At 67.6% G+C, this 17,095-nt stretch carries 16 protein-coding genes; 6 read left to right on the top strand and 10 right to left on the bottom strand.

What is annotated here, in order from left to right; genetic code table 11:
- Positions 1–45: 45 nt before the first annotated feature.
- Genes cydX through EBMC1_RS09710 form a run of 3 tightly spaced genes read right to left on the bottom strand, consistent with a single transcriptional unit; the run spans position 46 to position 2,914 of the window.
- Positions 46–156, bottom strand: coding sequence for a cytochrome bd-I oxidase subunit CydX (cydX, locus tag EBMC1_RS18100; protein ID WP_003044383.1), 111 nt, complete (start codon positions 154–156; stop codon positions 46–48).
- A gap of 15 nt (positions 157–171) precedes the next feature.
- Positions 172–1,320: a cytochrome d ubiquinol oxidase subunit II gene (gene cydB / locus EBMC1_RS09715; protein WP_003044379.1), complete on the bottom strand. Its 1,149-nt coding sequence runs from the start codon at positions 1,318–1,320 to the stop codon at positions 172–174.
- Between the two features lie 13 nt (positions 1,321–1,333).
- A complete protein-coding gene (locus EBMC1_RS09710) occupies positions 1,334–2,914 on the bottom strand; it encodes a cytochrome ubiquinol oxidase subunit I (RefSeq protein ID WP_003044376.1) in 1,581 nt (526 codons plus the stop codon).
- 91 nt (positions 2,915–3,005) lie between these two features.
- Between EBMC1_RS09710 and EBMC1_RS09705 the strand changes: the two genes are divergently transcribed.
- Together EBMC1_RS09705 and EBMC1_RS09700 are read left to right on the top strand one after the other, a co-directional pair.
- Positions 3,006–4,652, top strand: a complete 1,647-nt coding sequence (locus EBMC1_RS09705; protein WP_040590032.1) for an ATP-binding cassette domain-containing protein — start codon at positions 3,006–3,008, stop codon at positions 4,650–4,652.
- The gene (locus tag EBMC1_RS09700) at positions 4,649–6,244 is read left to right on the top strand and encodes an ATP-binding cassette domain-containing protein (protein ID WP_003044371.1); all 1,596 of its coding nucleotides are present in this window, start codon (positions 4,649–4,651) and stop codon (positions 6,242–6,244) included. Before EBMC1_RS09705 ends, EBMC1_RS09700 begins: the two co-directional genes overlap by 4 nt.
- Here the strand turns inward: EBMC1_RS09700 and EBMC1_RS09695 are convergent.
- The 7 genes from EBMC1_RS09695 to EBMC1_RS09665 form a co-directional block, all read right to left on the bottom strand.
- Positions 6,241–6,594, bottom strand: coding sequence for an ArsR/SmtB family transcription factor (locus EBMC1_RS09695; protein WP_003044368.1), 354 nt, complete (start codon positions 6,592–6,594; stop codon positions 6,241–6,243). The genes EBMC1_RS09700 and EBMC1_RS09695 overlap by 4 nt on opposite strands.
- The gene (locus EBMC1_RS09690; RefSeq protein ID WP_003044365.1) at positions 6,591–7,247 is read right to left on the bottom strand and encodes a peroxiredoxin; all 657 of its coding nucleotides are present in this window, start codon (positions 7,245–7,247) and stop codon (positions 6,591–6,593) included. Before EBMC1_RS09690 ends, EBMC1_RS09695 begins: the two co-directional genes overlap by 4 nt.
- A gap of 78 nt (positions 7,248–7,325) precedes the next feature.
- Complete coding sequence (locus tag EBMC1_RS09685; RefSeq protein ID WP_003044361.1) at positions 7,326–8,126, bottom strand: sulfite exporter TauE/SafE family protein; 801 nt, start codon at positions 8,124–8,126, stop codon at positions 7,326–7,328.
- Positions 8,127–8,139: 13 nt separating this feature from the next.
- Positions 8,140–9,063, bottom strand: a complete 924-nt coding sequence (locus EBMC1_RS09680) for an MBL fold metallo-hydrolase (protein ID WP_003044358.1) — start codon at positions 9,061–9,063, stop codon at positions 8,140–8,142.
- A gap of 78 nt (positions 9,064–9,141) precedes the next feature.
- Positions 9,142–10,407, bottom strand: coding sequence for a TolC family protein (locus EBMC1_RS09675; RefSeq protein WP_003044355.1), 1,266 nt, complete (start codon positions 10,405–10,407; stop codon positions 9,142–9,144).
- Positions 10,404–10,607 (bottom strand): YgaP family membrane protein, encoded by a 204-nt coding sequence (locus EBMC1_RS09670; RefSeq protein ID WP_003044352.1) that lies wholly within the window; start codon positions 10,605–10,607, stop codon positions 10,404–10,406. The genes EBMC1_RS09675 and EBMC1_RS09670 overlap by 4 nt, the downstream gene beginning before the upstream one ends.
- A gap of 14 nt (positions 10,608–10,621) precedes the next feature.
- A complete protein-coding gene (locus EBMC1_RS09665) occupies positions 10,622–11,899 on the bottom strand; it encodes an NAD(P)/FAD-dependent oxidoreductase (RefSeq protein ID WP_003044349.1) in 1,278 nt (425 codons plus the stop codon).
- Between the two features lie 229 nt (positions 11,900–12,128).
- Here EBMC1_RS09665 and EBMC1_RS09660 point away from each other — a divergent pair, with 229 nt between their 5' ends.
- From EBMC1_RS09660 to EBMC1_RS09645, 4 genes are read left to right on the top strand one after another with little or no spacing between them, the layout of a single operon-like run.
- Positions 12,129–12,467 carry a rhodanese-like domain-containing protein gene (locus EBMC1_RS09660; RefSeq protein WP_003044346.1) on the top strand — a complete coding sequence of 113 codons (339 nt, stop codon included), beginning with the start codon at positions 12,129–12,131 and terminating at the stop codon, positions 12,465–12,467.
- 2 nt (positions 12,468–12,469) lie between these two features.
- The gene (locus EBMC1_RS09655; RefSeq protein ID WP_003044343.1) at positions 12,470–13,534 is read left to right on the top strand and encodes an efflux RND transporter periplasmic adaptor subunit; all 1,065 of its coding nucleotides are present in this window, start codon (positions 12,470–12,472) and stop codon (positions 13,532–13,534) included.
- On the top strand, positions 13,531–16,749 hold the full coding sequence (locus EBMC1_RS09650) for an efflux RND transporter permease subunit (protein ID WP_003044340.1): 3,219 nt from the start codon (positions 13,531–13,533) through the stop codon (positions 16,747–16,749). Before EBMC1_RS09655 ends, EBMC1_RS09650 begins: the two co-directional genes overlap by 4 nt.
- Positions 16,746–17,063, top strand: a complete 318-nt coding sequence (locus EBMC1_RS09645) for an ArsR/SmtB family transcription factor (protein WP_003044338.1) — start codon at positions 16,746–16,748, stop codon at positions 17,061–17,063. The genes EBMC1_RS09650 and EBMC1_RS09645 overlap by 4 nt, the downstream gene beginning before the upstream one ends.
- The last annotated feature ends 32 nt before the right edge of the window (positions 17,064–17,095 follow it).

Below are 17,095 nucleotides of genomic sequence, written 5' to 3'. Positions count from 1 at the left end.
GCGCAGCATGGGCTGCACCGGCCTTTTTCATAGCTGTGCCGCGGATCAGAGCGTCGCGTCGTCGTCGGCGGGCGAGTGGAATTCGTGCCACAAGCCGTTCAATATGCCGAAGCCGACCGCGAGGCCGAGGCCGAGTACCCAGGTAAAATACCACATGGCGTGTTCCTCCGGTCAGTAGAAATCGGGGTTGGTGCGAACGTCGTCGAGCGTGACGCGTCCGAACAATATCTTGAGCACCCACGCCGTGTAGGCGAGGACGATGGGCAGGAAGATCAGGGTCACGACGAGCATGATCCACAAGGTGAGGTGGCTCGACGAGGCGTTCCAGACCATCAGGCTCGAATGCGGGTCGATCGAGCTCGGCAGGATGAAGGGGAACATCGACAGGCCGACCGTTGAAATGATGCCGACCACCGCGAGCGCCGAGCCGATGAAGAGCAGGCTCTGCTTGCGCCCGGCGATCGCGACATAGGCGAGGATAGGGCCAAGGAAGCCGAGGATGGGCGCGAGCAGCATCCACGGGTGGCGGCCATAATTGTCGAGCCATGCGCCCGCCGCCGGGACCGACGTTGCCCACAGCGGGTTCGAGGGGCCGGCGGGATCGAGTTCGCCCTCCAGCCGGTAGCCAATGTTCATCGTCGCGACCATCGCGCCGCCGATTGCGAACAGCGCGATGACGAGCAGCGCGGCGATCTTGCCCCAGCGGCGCGCCCGGTCCATCACGACGCCGTCCTCGGCCTTAAGCGCGAGCCAGCCGGCGCCGTGCAGCACGACCATCGCCACCGACAGCAGGCCGGTGAGCAAGGTGAAGGGCGAGAAGAGGCCGAGCAGCGAGCCTTCGTAAAAGGCGCGTAGGTCGCTATCGAGGCGGAACGGCGCGCCCAGAAGGACATTGCCGACCGCAACCCCGAACACCAGTGCGGGGACGAAACCGCCGACGAACAGCGCCCAGTCCCAGCGGCTGCGCCAGGTGGGGTCGTCGTGCTTCGAGCGATATTTGAACGCCACGGGGCGCAGGATCAGCGCCGCGAGGACAAGGAATATCGCGAGATAGAAGCCCGAAAAGCTGATCGCATAGACAAAGGGCCATGCGGCAAAGATCGCGCCGCCGCCGAGGATCAGCCAAACCTGATGCCCCTCCCACGTCGGGGCGATGCTGTTGATCGCCAGCCGTCGTTCCTCGTCGGTCCGCGCGATGAAGGGCAGCAGTGTGGCGACGCCGAGATCGTAGCCGTCGGTGAGCGTGAAGCCGATCAGCAGCACGCCGAGAAGCAGCCACCAGATCAGGCGGAGCGTTTCATAGTCGAAGGGAATCGCCATCGTCTGATCCTCCTTATTCGGCCGGCAGCGGGGCATAGCCCGCGTCGGTGGGTTCGATGCCCGAGGCAAGGTCGCGGCCGCGCTTGGACTCGGGGCCCTTGCGGATCGCCGCGAGCATCAGCCGCACCTCGATGAAAGCGAGCGCGCTATAGAGCAGGGTGAACGCCGCGATGGTCGTCCAGACCTGCGCCACCGTCAGGCTCGATGCGCCGAGGAAGGTCGGCAGCACGCCCTCGATGGCCCATGGCTGGCGGCCATATTCGGCGAGCACCCAGCCCATTTCGGCGGCCAGCCACGGCAGCGGCATGATGATCACCGCGGCGCGCAGGAACCACTTCACATCGAAGCGTCGCACCGTCGCATAATAGAAGGCGAGGGCGAAGAAGCCGATGAAGAAGAAGCCGAGCCCCGCCATGAGGCGGAACAGCCAGAAGGTGACCGGGACGTTGGGCACCGTGTCCCACGCCGCCTGCATGACCTGGTCGGCGGTCGCGTTGCGCGGATCGGGGACATAACGCTTGAGCAGCATCGCATAGCCAAGGTTGCTGCGGTTCGCCTCGAAGGTCGCGCGCGCGGCGGCGTTGGTGCGATCGGCCTTCAGATCCTCGAGCGCACCATAGGCGAGCTTGCCGCTTTCGATGCGTTCCTGCGCGTGGAGGACCAGTTCGTTGATCCCCTGAACCTGCCCGGTCAGGCTGCGCGTCGAAATCAGGCCGAGGACATAGGGTATCTTGATTTCATAGCGCGTCTCGCGGTCCTTGACCGACGGCAGGCCGAAGAGGGTGAGCCCGGCGGGCGCCTTTTCGGTGTGCCACATGGCCTCGATCGCGGCGAGTTTCATCTTCTGATGATCGGTGAGCGCATAGCCCGATTCGTCGCCGAGGACGACCACCGACAGCGAGGAGGCGAGGCCGAAGGCCGCGGCAACGGTCAGCGAGCGCTTCGCGAGTGCGGTGTAGCGGCCGCGGAGCAGATACCAAGCCGAAATGCCGAGAACGAAGACCGAGGCGGTAACATAGCCGGCGCTGACCGTGTGGACGAACTTCGCCTGCGCGACGGGGTTGAACAGCACCGAATAAAAGTCGACGACTTCCATGCGCATCGTGTCGGGATTGAAGCGCGACCCGACCGGATTCTGCATCCAGCCGTTGGCGATCAGGATCCACAGCGCCGAAAGATTGGAACCCAGCGCGACGAGGAAGGTGACGAGGAGATGGAGCTGCTTGGACAATTTGTCCCAGCCGAAGAACATCAGCCCGACGAAGGTCGCCTCGAGGAAAAAGGCCATGAGCCCCTCGATCGCGAGCGGCGCGCCGAAGATGTCGCCGACATAGTGCGAATAATAGGACCAGTTCATCCCGAATTCGAACTCCATCGTCAGGCCGGTCGCGACCCCGAGGACGAAGTTGATCCCGAACAGGCGGGCCCAGAAACGCGTGATGGTACGCCAGATTTCCCTTTCGGTGATGACATAGATGCTCTCCATGATCACCAGCATGAAGGAAAGCCCCAGCGTCAGCGGAACGAAGAGGAAATGGTACATCGCCGTAAGGGCGAATTGCAGGCGGGATAATTCGACTACGGCCAGGTCCATGGCGCCACTCCTGAACAGCGACTCGGCGGGGTACCGCACGGCTTGCGGCATCGTCATTTAATGAATATGGGAATGTGTGAATATTAGAAAAATGTCAAGTAGAGATAACGCCACATCTGCAGCTCCCGCCGCCAGCCGCGGTGCCCTGGCCGCTTGGCTTGGCGATGCCGTGGCCGCGGTGCTCTTCGCGCTCGCGCTCGCGCAATTGCTGGCGCTCCACGTCGCGCGTGACCTTCGCGGCGGCGGAGGGGGCGACGCGGGCTTCGGCATTGCGGGCTGGGCGTGGATGCTGCTGCTGGTTGGCGCGGCGCTGGCACGCGGCGCTTTGCAGGGCGGCGCCTTTGCGATCGGCCTGCGCCACGCCGCGCGCTTTGCCGCCGAGCTGCGCGCGCGCGTCGCGCCCGCGCTGATGGTGAGCGCGGCGGGGCGCGGACGCCTGATTGGTGAAGATGCCGAACTGGCGGTAACCGCGATCGACCGCATCGAGCCCTATGTTGCGCGTTTCCTGCCGCTGCGCCGTGCCGCGATGCTTTCCCCGCTGCTGATCGCGCTGGCGGCGCTGCCTGCGAGCGGCGTCGCCGCGGCGATCCTGTTCGGCACGCTGCTGCCCTTCGCGATCGGCATGGCGCTCGCCGGCAGCGCCGCGGCGCGGGCGAGCGAGGCGCAGCTGGGCGCGCTGTCGCGGCTCGGCGGCTTGTTCGTCGACCGGGTGCGCGCGCTGCCGCTGATCCTCTCCTATGGCGCCGAGGATCGTGTCACGCGTCAGATCGGCGGGGCGGCGCGCGATCTGGCGGAACGGACGCTGGGCGTGCTGCGCATCGCCTTTGCATCGAGCGCGATCCTCGAATTTTTCAGCGCGCTCGCGGTCGCGCTCGTCGCGGTCTATTGCGGCTTTTCGCTGCTCGGCCTGCTGCCCTTTCGCGCGCCCGAAAGCCTCGACTTCGCCGAAGCCTTTTACGTTCTTGCGCTCGCGCCCGAATTTTATCTCGGCATGCGCCGTTTGGCCGCCGCCTATCACGACAAGCAGCAAGGCGAAGCGGCGCTGGCGGCGCTTGCCGCCGCGGAGGCGCCGACGGGGGTTCCCACGGTTGCTTCGCCGGCGAAAAGCGCGCCGGAGGTTCTGGTGGTCGACGCGCTGGTCGTCCGGCACCCCGAAGGCGCGGCGATCGGACCGATCAGCGCGCGCTGGACCGGCCCCGGCCTTCACCTGATCGTCGGGCCGAGCGGATCGGGCAAGACCAGCCTCCTCCGCGCGTTGATCGGGCAGGTGCCCGTGGAGTCGGGCCGCCTTTACGCCGACGATGCCGCGATCGACCCGCGCGCGCTTGCTCCGCTGTGTGGCTGGGCAGGGCAGCGGCCCTTGCTGTTGCCCGGGAGTCTCCGCGCCAATCTGCTCGCCGGAGAGGCTGATGCGCGCGATGCTGCGATCATTGCCGAACTCGACGCGCTCGGTCTTTCGGCGCTGATTGCCGCGCGCGGCGGCGGGATCGACTGGGTTGTCGATGACCGCGGCAGCGGGTTGTCGGGCGGCGAACGGCGGCGGATCGGGCTGGCGCGCGCGCTGCTGTGGCCCCGCCCGCTGCTGCTGCTCGACGAGCCGACTGCCGACCTCGACGCCGCGAGTGCCGCGCGCGTCGTCGCGGTGTTGCAGGCCGCTGCGACGACCCGGACGATCGTCGCGGCGACGCACGATCCGGCGCTGATCGGTGCGGCGGACAGCTTGGTAGAAATCGGATGATCGCGGCATTGCTCCGATCCGCGCGCGCGGGGCAGCGCCGCGCGGTGTTGCTCGGCATGGCGGCAGCCGCGGCCGCTGCGCTGTCGGCGATCGGCCTGCTCGCGGTGTCGGGCTGGTTCCTGACCGGCGCGGCGATTGCCGGCCTGACCGGCGCGGCGGCGGTCAAGGCGTTCAATTATCTGGTGCCCAGCGCCGCCATCCGCGGGCTGGCGATCCTGCGGACGCTGTCGCGCTATGGCGAGCGGCTGTTCAGTCATCAGGCGATGCTGTTCACCCTCGCCGAGGTGCGCGCCGCCCTGTTCGCGCGGCTGATCGCGGCGCCGCCGGCGACGGCGCTGCTCCATAATCGCGGCGATGTTGCGGCGCGGCTGGGCGGCGATGTCGAAACGCTGGAGGAGGCGCTGCTGCGCACGACGCTGGTGCCGTCGGGCATTGCGACGCTGGCGGGGACGATGCTGCTGATGGCGCTCGCGGGCTGGGCGGCCGCGACGGCGTTGCTGTTCGCCGCCGGGGCGAGTTTTGCGGTGGCGCGCCGGATCGGGCGCGATCGGATCGCCCCTGCGCTCGACGCCGAAAGCGCAGCGCTCGGTGCGCTCAAGCGATGCTATGTCGAACTGGCGGCCGGGGGCGACGATATTGCGGTCTATGGGCTTGCCGCCGACGTGCGGGCGGCAATCGCGGCGGCCGAAGCGCCGCTCCACCGCGCCCGTGCGGCGATGGCCGGCGCCGACACGCTGGTGTCGATCGTGCATTGGGGGCTGACCGGTGCGGCGGTGGCCGCGATCGTCGCGCTGTCGCCCGCTAGCGCCCCGGTTGTCGCGCTCGCAGCGCTTGCTGCGACCGCCGCGATGGAGATCGTCGGCGGTCTCGCCCGGCTCGACATTCAACGCTGGAAGAGCCGCGGTGCGCGCGCACGGCTCGATGCGATGTTTCCGGACGCCGCCGCCCCGGCGAGCGACGGCGCGCCGGCGCAGCCGATCGTCGAACTGGCGGTCGCGGGCGCCCTGCACCGCATTGTTCCGGGCGACCGCGTTCTGCTCGCCGGGCGGTCGGGGAGCGGCAAGACGCGGCTGCTCGAAACGCTGACGGGGCTGCGCGACGATGCGCCCGAAGATGTGCGGATCGGCGGATTGCATGCGGCAGGCTTGCCGCTCGCGGCGCGGCGGTCGCTGTTCGCGCTCGCGGCGCAGGATGCGGCGATGATTGCGGGCAGTGTGGCCGACAATCTGTCGCTCGCACGGCCGGGCATCACGCGCGACGAGATGCAGGCGGCGCTGGTCGTCGCCTGCCTCGACGATGTCGTCGCGCAATTGCCCGGCGGGCTCGACTGCTGGTTGGGGGACGATGGCGCGCGGCTGTCAGGGGGGCAGCGCAAACGCCTGTCGCTGGCGCGGGCGTTGCTGGCGCGGCGGCCGTTCCTGCTGCTCGACGAACCGAGCGAAGGGCTCGACGGCGCGACCGAAGCACGGCTGATCGCGCGGCTGGGGGGCTGGTTTGCGGAGACGGGAAGCGGGTTGATCCTCGTCAGCCATCGGCCCGCGATGCGGGCGCTTGCCACGGGGCAGATCGAGATCGACGGGGATCGGGGCTAGCGCAAAATTCTCGCGAAATGGGCGGCGCTGGCGGAGGCGTCGCGGGTGCTCGTCGTCGCGGTGGGACTGGCGCCGAACTGGTCGGCGAGCGCGCGGACGGGCGCGAGTGCTTCGGGTTTCAGGCGGTAGAAAATCTGCTTCGCCTCGCGCCGCGTTTCGACGATCCGCGCGTTGCGCAGCACGCCGAGTTGCTGGCTGAGCAGCGGCTGGCCGATGCCGGTCGCGCTTTCGATCTGCCCCACGGCAAGCTCCTGATCGCGCACGGCGAAGATCAGCTTGAGCCGCACCGGATGCGCGAGGACGCGCAGCAGTTCGACCAGATCGTCGTCGATGAGCGCCTCGCCGGTCATCGCGCCCTGGCATCCTTCGCGAGCGTGTAGAACCAGCCGGTCGGGTTGTCGGCCGCGAGCACGCCTTCGGCGGCGAGTTCGGGGGGAGCGAGGAGGTCGTCGCCGGGCTGCCAACCTTCGGGCGTCATCGCCGACCCGTCGCTCGTGCGCTGGAGCGCCGCGACGGTGCGCAGCATCTCGTCGACCGAGCGGCCGACGGTCAGCGGATAGATGGTCAGCGCGCGAACGACGCCGTCGGGATCGATGACAAAGGCCGCGCGCACCGTCGCGGCGCTGAAGGACTGGGCGTCGACCATGCCGAAGGCGTGCGCGATTTCGAGCGAGGGATCCTCGACGATCGGGAAGGGGATGGCAACGCCCAAGTCGTCGCGCAGCGCGCGGATCCATGCAAGGTGCGAAAAAAGGCTGTCGATCGAATGGGCGAGTAGCGCGCAATCGAGTTCGGCAAAGCGATCGGCTGCGCGTGCGATGGCCAGAAATTCGCTGGTGCAGACAGGGGTGAAATCGCCGGGGTGCGAAAAGAAGAGCAGCCATCGGCCGCGATAATCGCTGAGCCGCACCGGTCCGGCGGTGCTGCGCGCGATGAAATCGGGCGCGGTGTCGCCGATGCGGATCGGGCGCGCAGCGGGCCGGTTGTCGCTGTTGTCGGGCATCGGGATTCCTCTGGGAGCTTCCTCTCGCTCAACAGTGATCATATATAATTCATAATATCGTGTAAATGTGATATGCGCTCAGCCGAACATGGCCCCTGCGCTGTGGTAGAGCATATAGGCCGCGACGACGAGGACGAGCAGCGCGAACAGCGTGTTGAGCCGTCCGGTTCGGGCCGACAGGCGCTGCGCGCCCTTCAGCCCCAGCCAGCTTCCCAGCGCGCCGCCCGCGATGAACAGCCCCGCAAGCTGCCAGTCGACGAGGCCCGACCAGGCGTAGTTGGCGGCGGTGGTGAGCCCGAAGGCGGTTACCGCGACGAGCGAGGTGCCGACCGCGTTGATCATCGGCATTCCGGTCGCAGCGACGATGCCGGGGACGATCAGAAAGCCGCCGCCGATGCCGAAAAAGCCGCTGAACGCTCCGCTGCCGAGGCCGTAGCCGAGCAGGCGCGGCGCATTTTCCCGGCTGATCCGCACCGCGGGATCGCCGACTTGGCCGCGTTTGCGCAGCATGATGACCGCGATGAGGACCATCAGCAGCGCGAAGAGAAAGAGCAGCTTGGCGCCGTCGAAACTCTTGCCGAGGGTCGATCCGACGAAGGCGCCGACGATCCCGGCGCCGGCGAAGGTCAGCCCGCACGGCCAGCGCACATTGCCAGCGCGCGCATGGTTGGTCAGCCCAACCGCCGCATTGGCGGCGACGGCGAGTGCTGCGGTCCCGATCGCGACATGCGGCTGCGGCACTCCGACGAGATAGACCATCAGAGGCACCGCCAGGATCGACCCGCCGCCGCCGACCAGCCCGAGCGTGAAGCCGACAAGCACCCCGGAGAGGGCGCCGAGGATCATCTGCGCAAGGCTGAGCGTCATGGGGTCGGTCATTGCGTGCGCGATCCTAGAGTGTGTCGAGCGGCAGCTTCAGATAGCGGGTGCCGTTCGCTTCGGGTTCGGGGAAATGACCGGCGCGCATATTGACCTGGATCGACGGGAGGATCAGCCGCGGCATCGACAGCGTCTTGTCGCGCGCCTCGCGCATCGCGACGAACTGATCTTCGTCCACGCCTTCGTGGACATGGACATTCGCGGTGCGCTCGGCCGCGATCGTCGTTTCCCAGGCAAAACTGTCGCGACCCGGCGCCTTGTAGTCGTGGCAGAGGAACAGCCGCGTTTCGCCGGGAAGCGACAGCAAGCGCTGGATCGAGCGATAGAGGGTGCGCGCATCGCCGCCGGGAAAGTCGGCGCGCGCGGTGCCATAGTCGGGCATGAACAAGGTATCGCCGGTGAACAGCGCATCGCCGATGATCCACACCATGCACGCCGGCGTGTGGCCGGGGGTGTGGAGCACCATTCCCTCGATCTCGCCAAGCATGAAGCGCTCGCCGTCGGCCATCAGCCGGTCGAACTGCGAGCCGTCGCGCGCGAAGCGCTCATCTTCGTTGAAAATGGCGCCGAACACCGTCTGCACCGTTTCGATATGCCGACCGATGACGATCTGGCCGCCGAGCTTCGCCTGCAGATAGGGGGCAGCGGAGAGGTGGTCGGCGTGGGCGTGGGTTTCGATCTGCCATTCGACGGTCAGCGCTTCGCGGCGGACATAATCGACGATCGCGTCGGCCGAGGCGTGGCTGGTGCGGCCCGAAGGCTGGTCGAAATCGAGCACCGAATCGATGATTGCCGCCTTGCGCGTCGCGGGGTCGTGGACGACGTGCGTCGCGGTGAAGGTCGGTTCGTCGAAGAAGCTTTTGACGACGGGGATACGGCCGGTTGCGCGCGCCTTGGCGATCAGCGCGGCGGCGGAATCGCGGTGAAGGTCGTCCATGCGATCATTCCTTCGTTTAAAATATTAGATAAAACTAATATAGTGAGGCGGCGCCGTTTGTCCAGTGGAGGAGGAGGCCTATTCGATACCGCAGAGCAGGCGGAGGCGCCACGCCGCGGTCTGCACCGATGCCTGCGCTTCGGCGAGCCGTGCGGTCGCGGTGATCGCTTCGCGTTCGGCATCGAGCTCGGCGAGCGGGGGGCGGGCGCCCGAACGCACTTCGAGGCGGGTACCGCGTAGCGCCTCGCGCGCCGCGGCGTCGCCATCGCGCGCGGCATCGAGCGCGCGTTCGGCGCTGTCGAGCCCGCTCCACGCCTCGATCACCGCCTGGGTGACGTCGTCGCGCGCCTGACGCAGCCGCGCTTCGCTGGCCGAGAGTTTCGATTGCGCCTCGCGGACGCGCGCGCTGCCCGCGCCGCTGTCGAAGAAGGTCCAGCGCCCGCGCAGCCCGACGGTGACGCTGTCGGCGCGATAGTCGGGGAAAAACTGGTCGCGGATCCGCGCGCCCTCGGCAAAGACGCCGAGCTGCGGGCGGTTGGTCGCCTTGGCGGCGCGTACCCCCGCGGCAGCGCCGTCGACGCCAGCGTCGGCCTGCGCGAGCAGGACGTTTGCGGCGACCGCCGCCTCGACCGCTTCGCCGAGCGTCGCGGGAACCTCGGGGCGCGGGGGCAGGGGGGCGAGATCGCCGACAGGCTTGCCGGTCAGCCGCTCGAGGCGGGCGAGCGCGGCGGTGAGGCGGCCCTGGGCCTGGACGAGACCGGCCTGTCCCTCGGCGCGGCGTGCTTTCGCCTGCGCGACCTCGCTGCTCGTCGCATCGCCGACGTCGTAGCGCAGGCCGGTATGACGAACGATCTCGCCCAGCGCATCGACGAGCTTGCCATAGCTCGCGACAAGATCGCGCGCGGTGAGCACTTCGGCATAGGCGCCAACGGTCGCAAGGGTCAGATTCTGGCGCGCCATATCCTTGCCAAGCGTCGCGGCGCGGCTGCCCGCTGCGGCTTGATCGATCGCGGCGCTGATCCGTCCACCGGCGTAGAGCGGGTATTCGCCGACCAGTTGCACGGCGCTGGGGGTTACGCTCTGCGCGGTCAGGCCGAAATAGCCGCCGGGGTCGAGCCGGCCGGTGCCGACGCTGCCCTCGACACTGGCGGTGGGACCGGCGGCGGCGCGCGCCTGCGCGAGCCGCGCGGCGGCGGCATCGGCATCGGCGGCCGCCGCTTCGAGCGCAGGCGAGTGCGTGCGCGCGTCGGCGATGGCGGTCGCCAGATCCTGCGCCGCCGCGGGTTGCGGCAGCGCGAGCGCGGCAAGGCATGCCGCCGTCAGCAGGGTCGCGGCGCGTTTCACTTAAAGGCGGCTCCCTGCCGCACGCCGAGCCGCTTGAAAATCGCCGCGGCGGGACAGAAGCCGGTGAAGCTTGCCTGGATCATGTTGAGCCCGGCAAAGGCGGCGAGTCCGATCCACCAGGGATGGACAAACCAGGCGAGCAGCACGCTTGTCAGCACGACGACGCCCGCGAAGCGCAAAACGGCACGATCGAGGTTCATGGGTCTTCCTTTCGTCAGAAGCGGAGTTTCTTGATCCCGAGCGCATGCATCGCGAGCTTTTCGTAAAAGGGCTCGCTCTCGCCCTTGCGGACCTTGCGCAGGAAATATTTTTCGAAGCCGATCTTCGCGAGATGGACCCATTTGCCCGACGACGACCAGTTGAGGTTGCGCGGCGGGATCTGCGGCTGCGCGACAAAGGCAACGCCGCCGTCGCCGAAGTCGGCCAGACAGACGGCGTTCCACGTCGCCTCATGCTTCGGCGGCTGACCGGCGAGCTCCAGCTTCAGATTCTGCGCGATCGCGGTGACCATCGATTCGATCATGAAGCCGGTCTTGGGGACGCCAACCGGGACCGGGGTCGGGCCGACCGGCGGGATGGCAACGCAGACGCCGAGCGAATAGATGTTGGCGAAGGTCGGATTGCGCTGATGCTTGTCGGCGATGATGAAGCCGCGCGGATTGGTCAGTCCTTCGATGCCGAAGACGGCATCGACGCCGCGAAAGGCGGGCAACAACATCGAATAGCCGAAGGGCAGGTCGTGCTTGGCCTTGACGCTGCCATCCTCGGCGACTTCCTCGACATGCGCCATGCCGGCTTCGAAGCTGGTGACGCGCGCATTGGTGATCCATTTGATGTGACGGTTGCGCAGCTCGCTTTCGAGCAGGCTCTTGGTATCGCCGACGCCATCGAGGCCGAGATGGCCGATATAGGGTTCGGCGGTGACGAAGGTCATCGGCACCCGGTCGCGCAGCTTGCGGCGCTTGAGTTCGGTGTCGAGGATCAGCGCGAATTCATAGGCCGGCCCATAACAGGAGGCGCCCTGTGCGGCGCCGACGACGATCGGCCCCGGGTTTTCGCAGAAGCGGTCGAAGGCATCGGCCGCGGCGGCGGCATGATCGGTCGCGCATACCGATACGGTGTTCGCCTCCGGCCCGAAGCCCTCGATCTCGTCGAAGGCGAGTTTCGGCCCGGTCGCGATGACCAGATAATCATAATCGACGAAGGCGCCGTCGTTCAGCTCGACCTGATTTTCCTTGGGGTGGACGCGCTTTGCGCCGACCGCGGTGAAATCGATCCCCTTGCGCTTCATGACGGGGGGCAGGTGAACGCAGATCGCCTCGGGTTCGCGCCAGCGCACCGCGACCCAGGGGTTGGAGGGGACGAACCAGTAATTTTCCTGATCGGAAATCACCATCACCTCGGCCTTGCCCTTGGAAGCCTCCCGTATCTCGTAAGCTGCGATAGTGCCGCCGAGTCCGGCACCCAGAACGACGATCCGCGGTAACGACATCTTCTCTCTCCTTGCTCCGGCGCGCGTGGGGCGCCGCCGGCTTTCCCTGGGGGTGGCCGCGATGCGGGGCGGACGGTGTGCCTCCGCATCGCGACCGCACTCGATTTGGGGCGACCCAGAAGGATCGAGTGCAATATCTGTTGACCTTCATATTAGATTTAAATAATATTAGCAATAGCTGAATTAATCAACCCGCCACCGCTCGGGTCCGCGCAAGGAGATTTTGACCATGCTGAGCCTGTTTCGCCGTCCGGCGCACAAGGAAGTCACGCCGCACGCGCTTGCCGCGATGTTGGCGGCGGGCGAGGCGATTCTGGTCGATGTCCGCGAGGCCGACGAGTTTGCGAGCGGGCATGTCGCGGGCGCGCTGTCGATGCCGCTGTCGCGCTTTCAGGCGAGCGCGCTTCCCGCTGGCGGTAAGCCTGTGATCCTGACCTGCGCCGCGGGTCGCCGTTCGGCGATGGCGCTCGACAAGGCGGCGGCGGGGCGGCCCGACATCGACACCCATCTTGCGGGCGGCATGGGCGCCTGGCGCGCGGCCGGCCTGCCGGTCGTGACGGGGAATTGACGATGCGCCCATCATCCCTGCTCACCTCTGCGCTGCTCACCGGCGCCCTGTTCGCCGCATCGCTGTCGCTCGGTGGTTGTGGCGGCGAGACGAGCGCGCCCGCCGAAAAGAGCGCAGCCGTCGCGGGCGAAAGGCTGGCGTTGCAGCCGGTGACGATCACCGACTGGAAGGATGTTGGCGCGCTGGTAACGAGCGTCGACATGGCCGACGCCCGCGCGCGCATTCCCGGCATCCTCGACGGCCTGACCGTCCGCGAAGGCGACATGGTGCGCAAGGGACAGGTGATCGGACGCGTCGTCGACAGCCGGCTCGGCTATGAAGGCGCGGCCTATGGCGCGCAGGCGGCGGCGGCGCAGGCGCAGGCCGCACAGGCCGATGCCGAACTGGAGCGCGTGCGCTACCTCCATGCCAATGGCGTCTATGCGCAGGCGCGGCTCGATCAGGCCGAGGCGCAGGCGCGCGCGGCGCGGGCACAGGTTTCGGCGGCGCGGGCGCAGCAATCGGCGGTCGGTGCGGTCGCCGGGCAGGGCGCGGTGGTCGCCCCCTCGGCAGGGCGCGTGCTGATCGCGCAGGTTCCGGCGGGTTCGGCGGTGGCGCCCGGCACGTCGATCGCGACGATCACCTCGGGACCGATGGTCCTGCGCCTCGAACTGCCCGAAACCTTGGCCGACAAGGTTCATGTCGGTAGCGCGGTGCTGGCGACGGGGCTTTCGGACGACAAGGGCGCGGCGCCGCCGCGCGCCAGCGTCGGCCGCGTCTATCCCGCGGTCAGCGGCGGGCAGATGTCGGCCGACGTTCCGATCCCCGGACTTGCCAGCACGATGGTCGGTCGCCGCGTCACGGCGCGCGTTGCGGTCGGCGAGCGGCAGGCGCTGGTCGTTCCGCGCCGCTTCGTCGAAACCAGCTATGGCATCGACTATGTGACGATCATCGTCGGCAAGGATGCGACGTCGCGAGTGCCCGTCCAGATCGCGCCGACCGACGATCCGGCGCGGGTCGAGATATTGTCGGGCGCCACCAAGGGTGACACGCTGATCGCGGTGGCGCGCGGAGCGGCAGGCAAATGAGCCTAGGCCTGTCGGGGCGGCTGACGCGCGCGACGATCCGCAGTCCGCTGACGCCGCTGATGCTGCTCGCCGCCATAATGGTGGGGCTGCTCGCGATCATGACGATCCCGCGCGAGGAGGAGCCACAGATCAGCGTGCCGATGGTCGACCTGATGGTCGCGGCGCCCGGCCTGTCCGCGAGCGATGCGGTCGAGCTGATCGGCAAGCCGCTGGAGACGATCGTCAAGAGCGTCGACGGCGTCGAACATGTCTATACCCAGGCCGAAGACGACGGGGTGATGGTCACCGCGCGCTTTCTGGTCGGGTCCGATCCCGACGACGCCGCAATCCGCATCAACGAGCGGCTGTCGGCGAATATGGACAAGCTGCCGCAGGGCATCCAGCCGCCGCAGGTGACGGTGCGCGGGATCAGCGATGTGCCGATCGTCGTTCTGACACTGTCGCCCAAGGCCGGCGCGCGCGGCGACTGGAACGAGCAGGCGCTGCGGTCGCTCGCCGCTCGCTTGCGGACCGAGGTTGCGAAGGTCGACAATGTCGGCCTGACCTTCATCACCGGCGGGCAGGAGGAACAGCTTCGAGTCGTTCCCGATCCGGCAAAGCTCGCGGCGCATGGCGTCTCGCTCGGCGCGCTGATGGATGCGGTGGGGCAGGCAAACCGCAGCTTCCCGCTCGGGACGGTGCGCGAGGGCGGCGCGGCGACCGCCGTCGTTGCCGGACAGACGGTGCGCAGCGCCGAGCAATTGGCGACGATCACGGTGCGCGCCGCCAACGGCAATCCCGTCTATCTGCGCGATGTCGCGACGGTCACGCAGGGGCCGGGTGAGGATCAGGCGCGCGCATGGCGCTGGGCCAAGGGCGCGGGCGATCGCTGGTCGATGGCGCCCGCGGTCAGCCTGGCGATCGCGAAGCGTTCGGGGGCCAATGCCGTCAATGTTTCGGACGCTGTGGTCGCGCGGGTCGAGGCGCTGCGCGGCAGCCTGATCCCGCCGGGCGTCGAGGTCGCGGTGACGCGCAATTATGGCGAAAGCGCCAATGAAAAGGCGAACGAGCTGATCTTCCACCTCGGACTTGCCACGGTGTCGATCGTCATTCTGATCGGCTTCGCGATCGGCTGGCGCGAGGCGGGGGTGACGGCGGTGGTCATCCCGACCACGATCCTGCTCACCATGTTCGCGTCGAACATCATGGGCTTCACGATCAACCGCGTCAGCCTGTTCGCGCTGATCTTTTCGATCGGCATCCTGGTCGATGACGCGATCGTGATGATCGAGAATATCGCGCGCCACTGGGCGATGGCCGACGGGCGCAGCCGGATCGACGCGACGGTCGATGCGGTCGCCGAGGTCGGCAATCCGACGATCATCGCGACGCTGACCGTCGTCGCGGCGCTGCTTCCCATGCTGTTCGTATCGGGACTGATGGGCCCCTATATGGCGCCGATCCCGATCAACGCCTCGGCGGCGATGCTCTTTTCCTTCTTCGTCGCGATGATCATCGCGCCGTGGCTGATGGTGCGCTTTGCGCGCGATACGCTGGCGCAAGGCGCGCACGACCATGCGGGCGGGGGCAAGCTCGGCGCGGTCTATGGCCGCGTCGCCATCCGCGTGATCCGCGATCGCAAGAGCGCGCGCAATTTCCTGATTGCCGTCGGCGCCGCGACGCTCGTCGCCTGCTCGATGTTCTATTTCAAGGCGGTGACGGTGAAGCTGCTGCCCTTCGACAACAAGTCGGAGGTGCAGCTTGTCCTCGACATGCCCGAGGGCACGTCGCTCGAGACGACGGGGCGCACGCTCGACGCCGCCGCGGCGGTGGTGCGGCAGATTCCCGAGGCGAAGTCGATGGAGGCCTATGCGGGCACCTCGGCGCCGTTCAATTTCAACGGCCTCGTGCGGCACTATTTCCTGCGCAATCGGCCCGAGATGGGCGATTTGATGGTGACGCTGGCGCCCAAGGGCGAGCGCGACCGGTCGAGCCACGCCATCGCGCTCGATCTGCGCCAGCGGCTGAAGAAAGCGCTGCCGCTGCCCGCCGGTGGGTCGATCAAGGTCGTCGAAACCCCGCCGGGGCCGCCGGTGCTCGCGACGCTGCTCGCCGAAATATATGGTCCCGACGAAGCGACGCGGCGCAAGACCGCCGCGCAGGTCGAGGCGCTGTTCCGCACCGTCCCCTATGTGGTGGATGTCGATAACAGTTTCGGCGTCCCGCGCCCGCGGCTGCGGCTGATACCCGATCGGGCGCGGATGGACGCCTATGGCATTTCGGAGCGCCAGCTTTTCGACAGTATCGGCGCGCTGCTGGGCGGGCAGACCGTCGGCTATGCGCCGCGCGGCGACGGGCGTGACCCGCTGCCGATCCGCATCGCGCTCGATCAGTCGCAGCGCAGCTGGAGCGCCGACCTTGCCGCGACGCCGGTCGCGACGATGGGGCCGGGCGGGCGGCTCGTCCAACTCGGCGAGATCGTCGATGCGCGCGAGGAGGCGGGATCACCCGCGCTGTTCCGCCGCAACGGCCGCGCCGCCGATATGGTCACCGCCGAACTGGCGGGGGAATATGAAGCGCCCATCTATGGCATCTTCGCAGTCGACGATGCGATCGAGGCGTTCGACTGGAAGGCGCACGGGATGGAAAAGCCGGTGGTCCGCTTCAACGGTCAGCCCGACGATGAACAGGTGCCGACCCTGTTGTGGGACGGCGAGTGGGAGATCACCTGGGTGACCTTCCGCGACATGGGCGCCGCCTTCATGGTTGCGCTCTTGGGCATCTATGTCCTGGTCGTCGGGCAGTTCCGCAATTTCAAGATTCCGCTCGTGATCCTGACGCCGATCCCGCTGACCCTCGTGGGTATCGTGCTGGGGCATATGCTGTTCGGCGCGCCCTTTACTGCGACATCGATGATCGGCTTCATCGCGCTGGCCGGGATTATCGTGCGCAATTCGATCCTGCTGGTCGACTTCATCAACCATGCGAAAGGCGAGGGCAAACCGCTGCGCGATACGCTGCTCGAAGCGGGGATGATCCGCTTCAAGCCGATCGTGCTGACGGCGGCGGCGGCGATGATCGGGGCGGCGACGATCCTGACCGACCCGATCTTTCAGGGCCTTGCGATTTCGCTGCTCTTCGGACTCGCCTCCTCGACACTGCTCACCGTGCTCGTTATTCCCGCGATTTACATCGTCCTGCGCGACGATGGCCGTGAAGGAACCCTCTCCCCATGACCAAGCCGACCGACCTTTCGATCCTGAAGCGCGATGCGCGCGAGATGGCCGAGTATCTCAAGCTGCTCGCGCATCCCGAGCGGCTCCTGATGCTGTGCCAGATGGACGAGCGCGAAGTGTCCGTCGGCGAACTCACCGAGCTCAGCGGGCTGTCGCAATCGGCGGTGTCGCAGCATCTGGCGCGCTTTCGCGACCAGGGTATCGTGTCGGCGCGCGGCGAGGCGCAGACGCGCTATTATAGCCTGTCCGACGCCAAGATGCAGCGCATCATCGCGGCGCTGTGCGAGGCATGTCACGGGGACGAAGCGGCTTAACACTTGACCCGGAGCCGCCGCCGCGCTTGGAG

Source organism: Sphingopyxis sp. MC1, assembly GCF_000371385.1.
GTDB classification, from domain to species: Bacteria; Pseudomonadota; Alphaproteobacteria; order Sphingomonadales; family Sphingomonadaceae; genus Sphingopyxis; species Sphingopyxis terrae.
The sequence above is the reverse complement of the archived record's forward strand: the minus strand, read 5'-3'. Positions and strand labels throughout refer to the sequence as shown.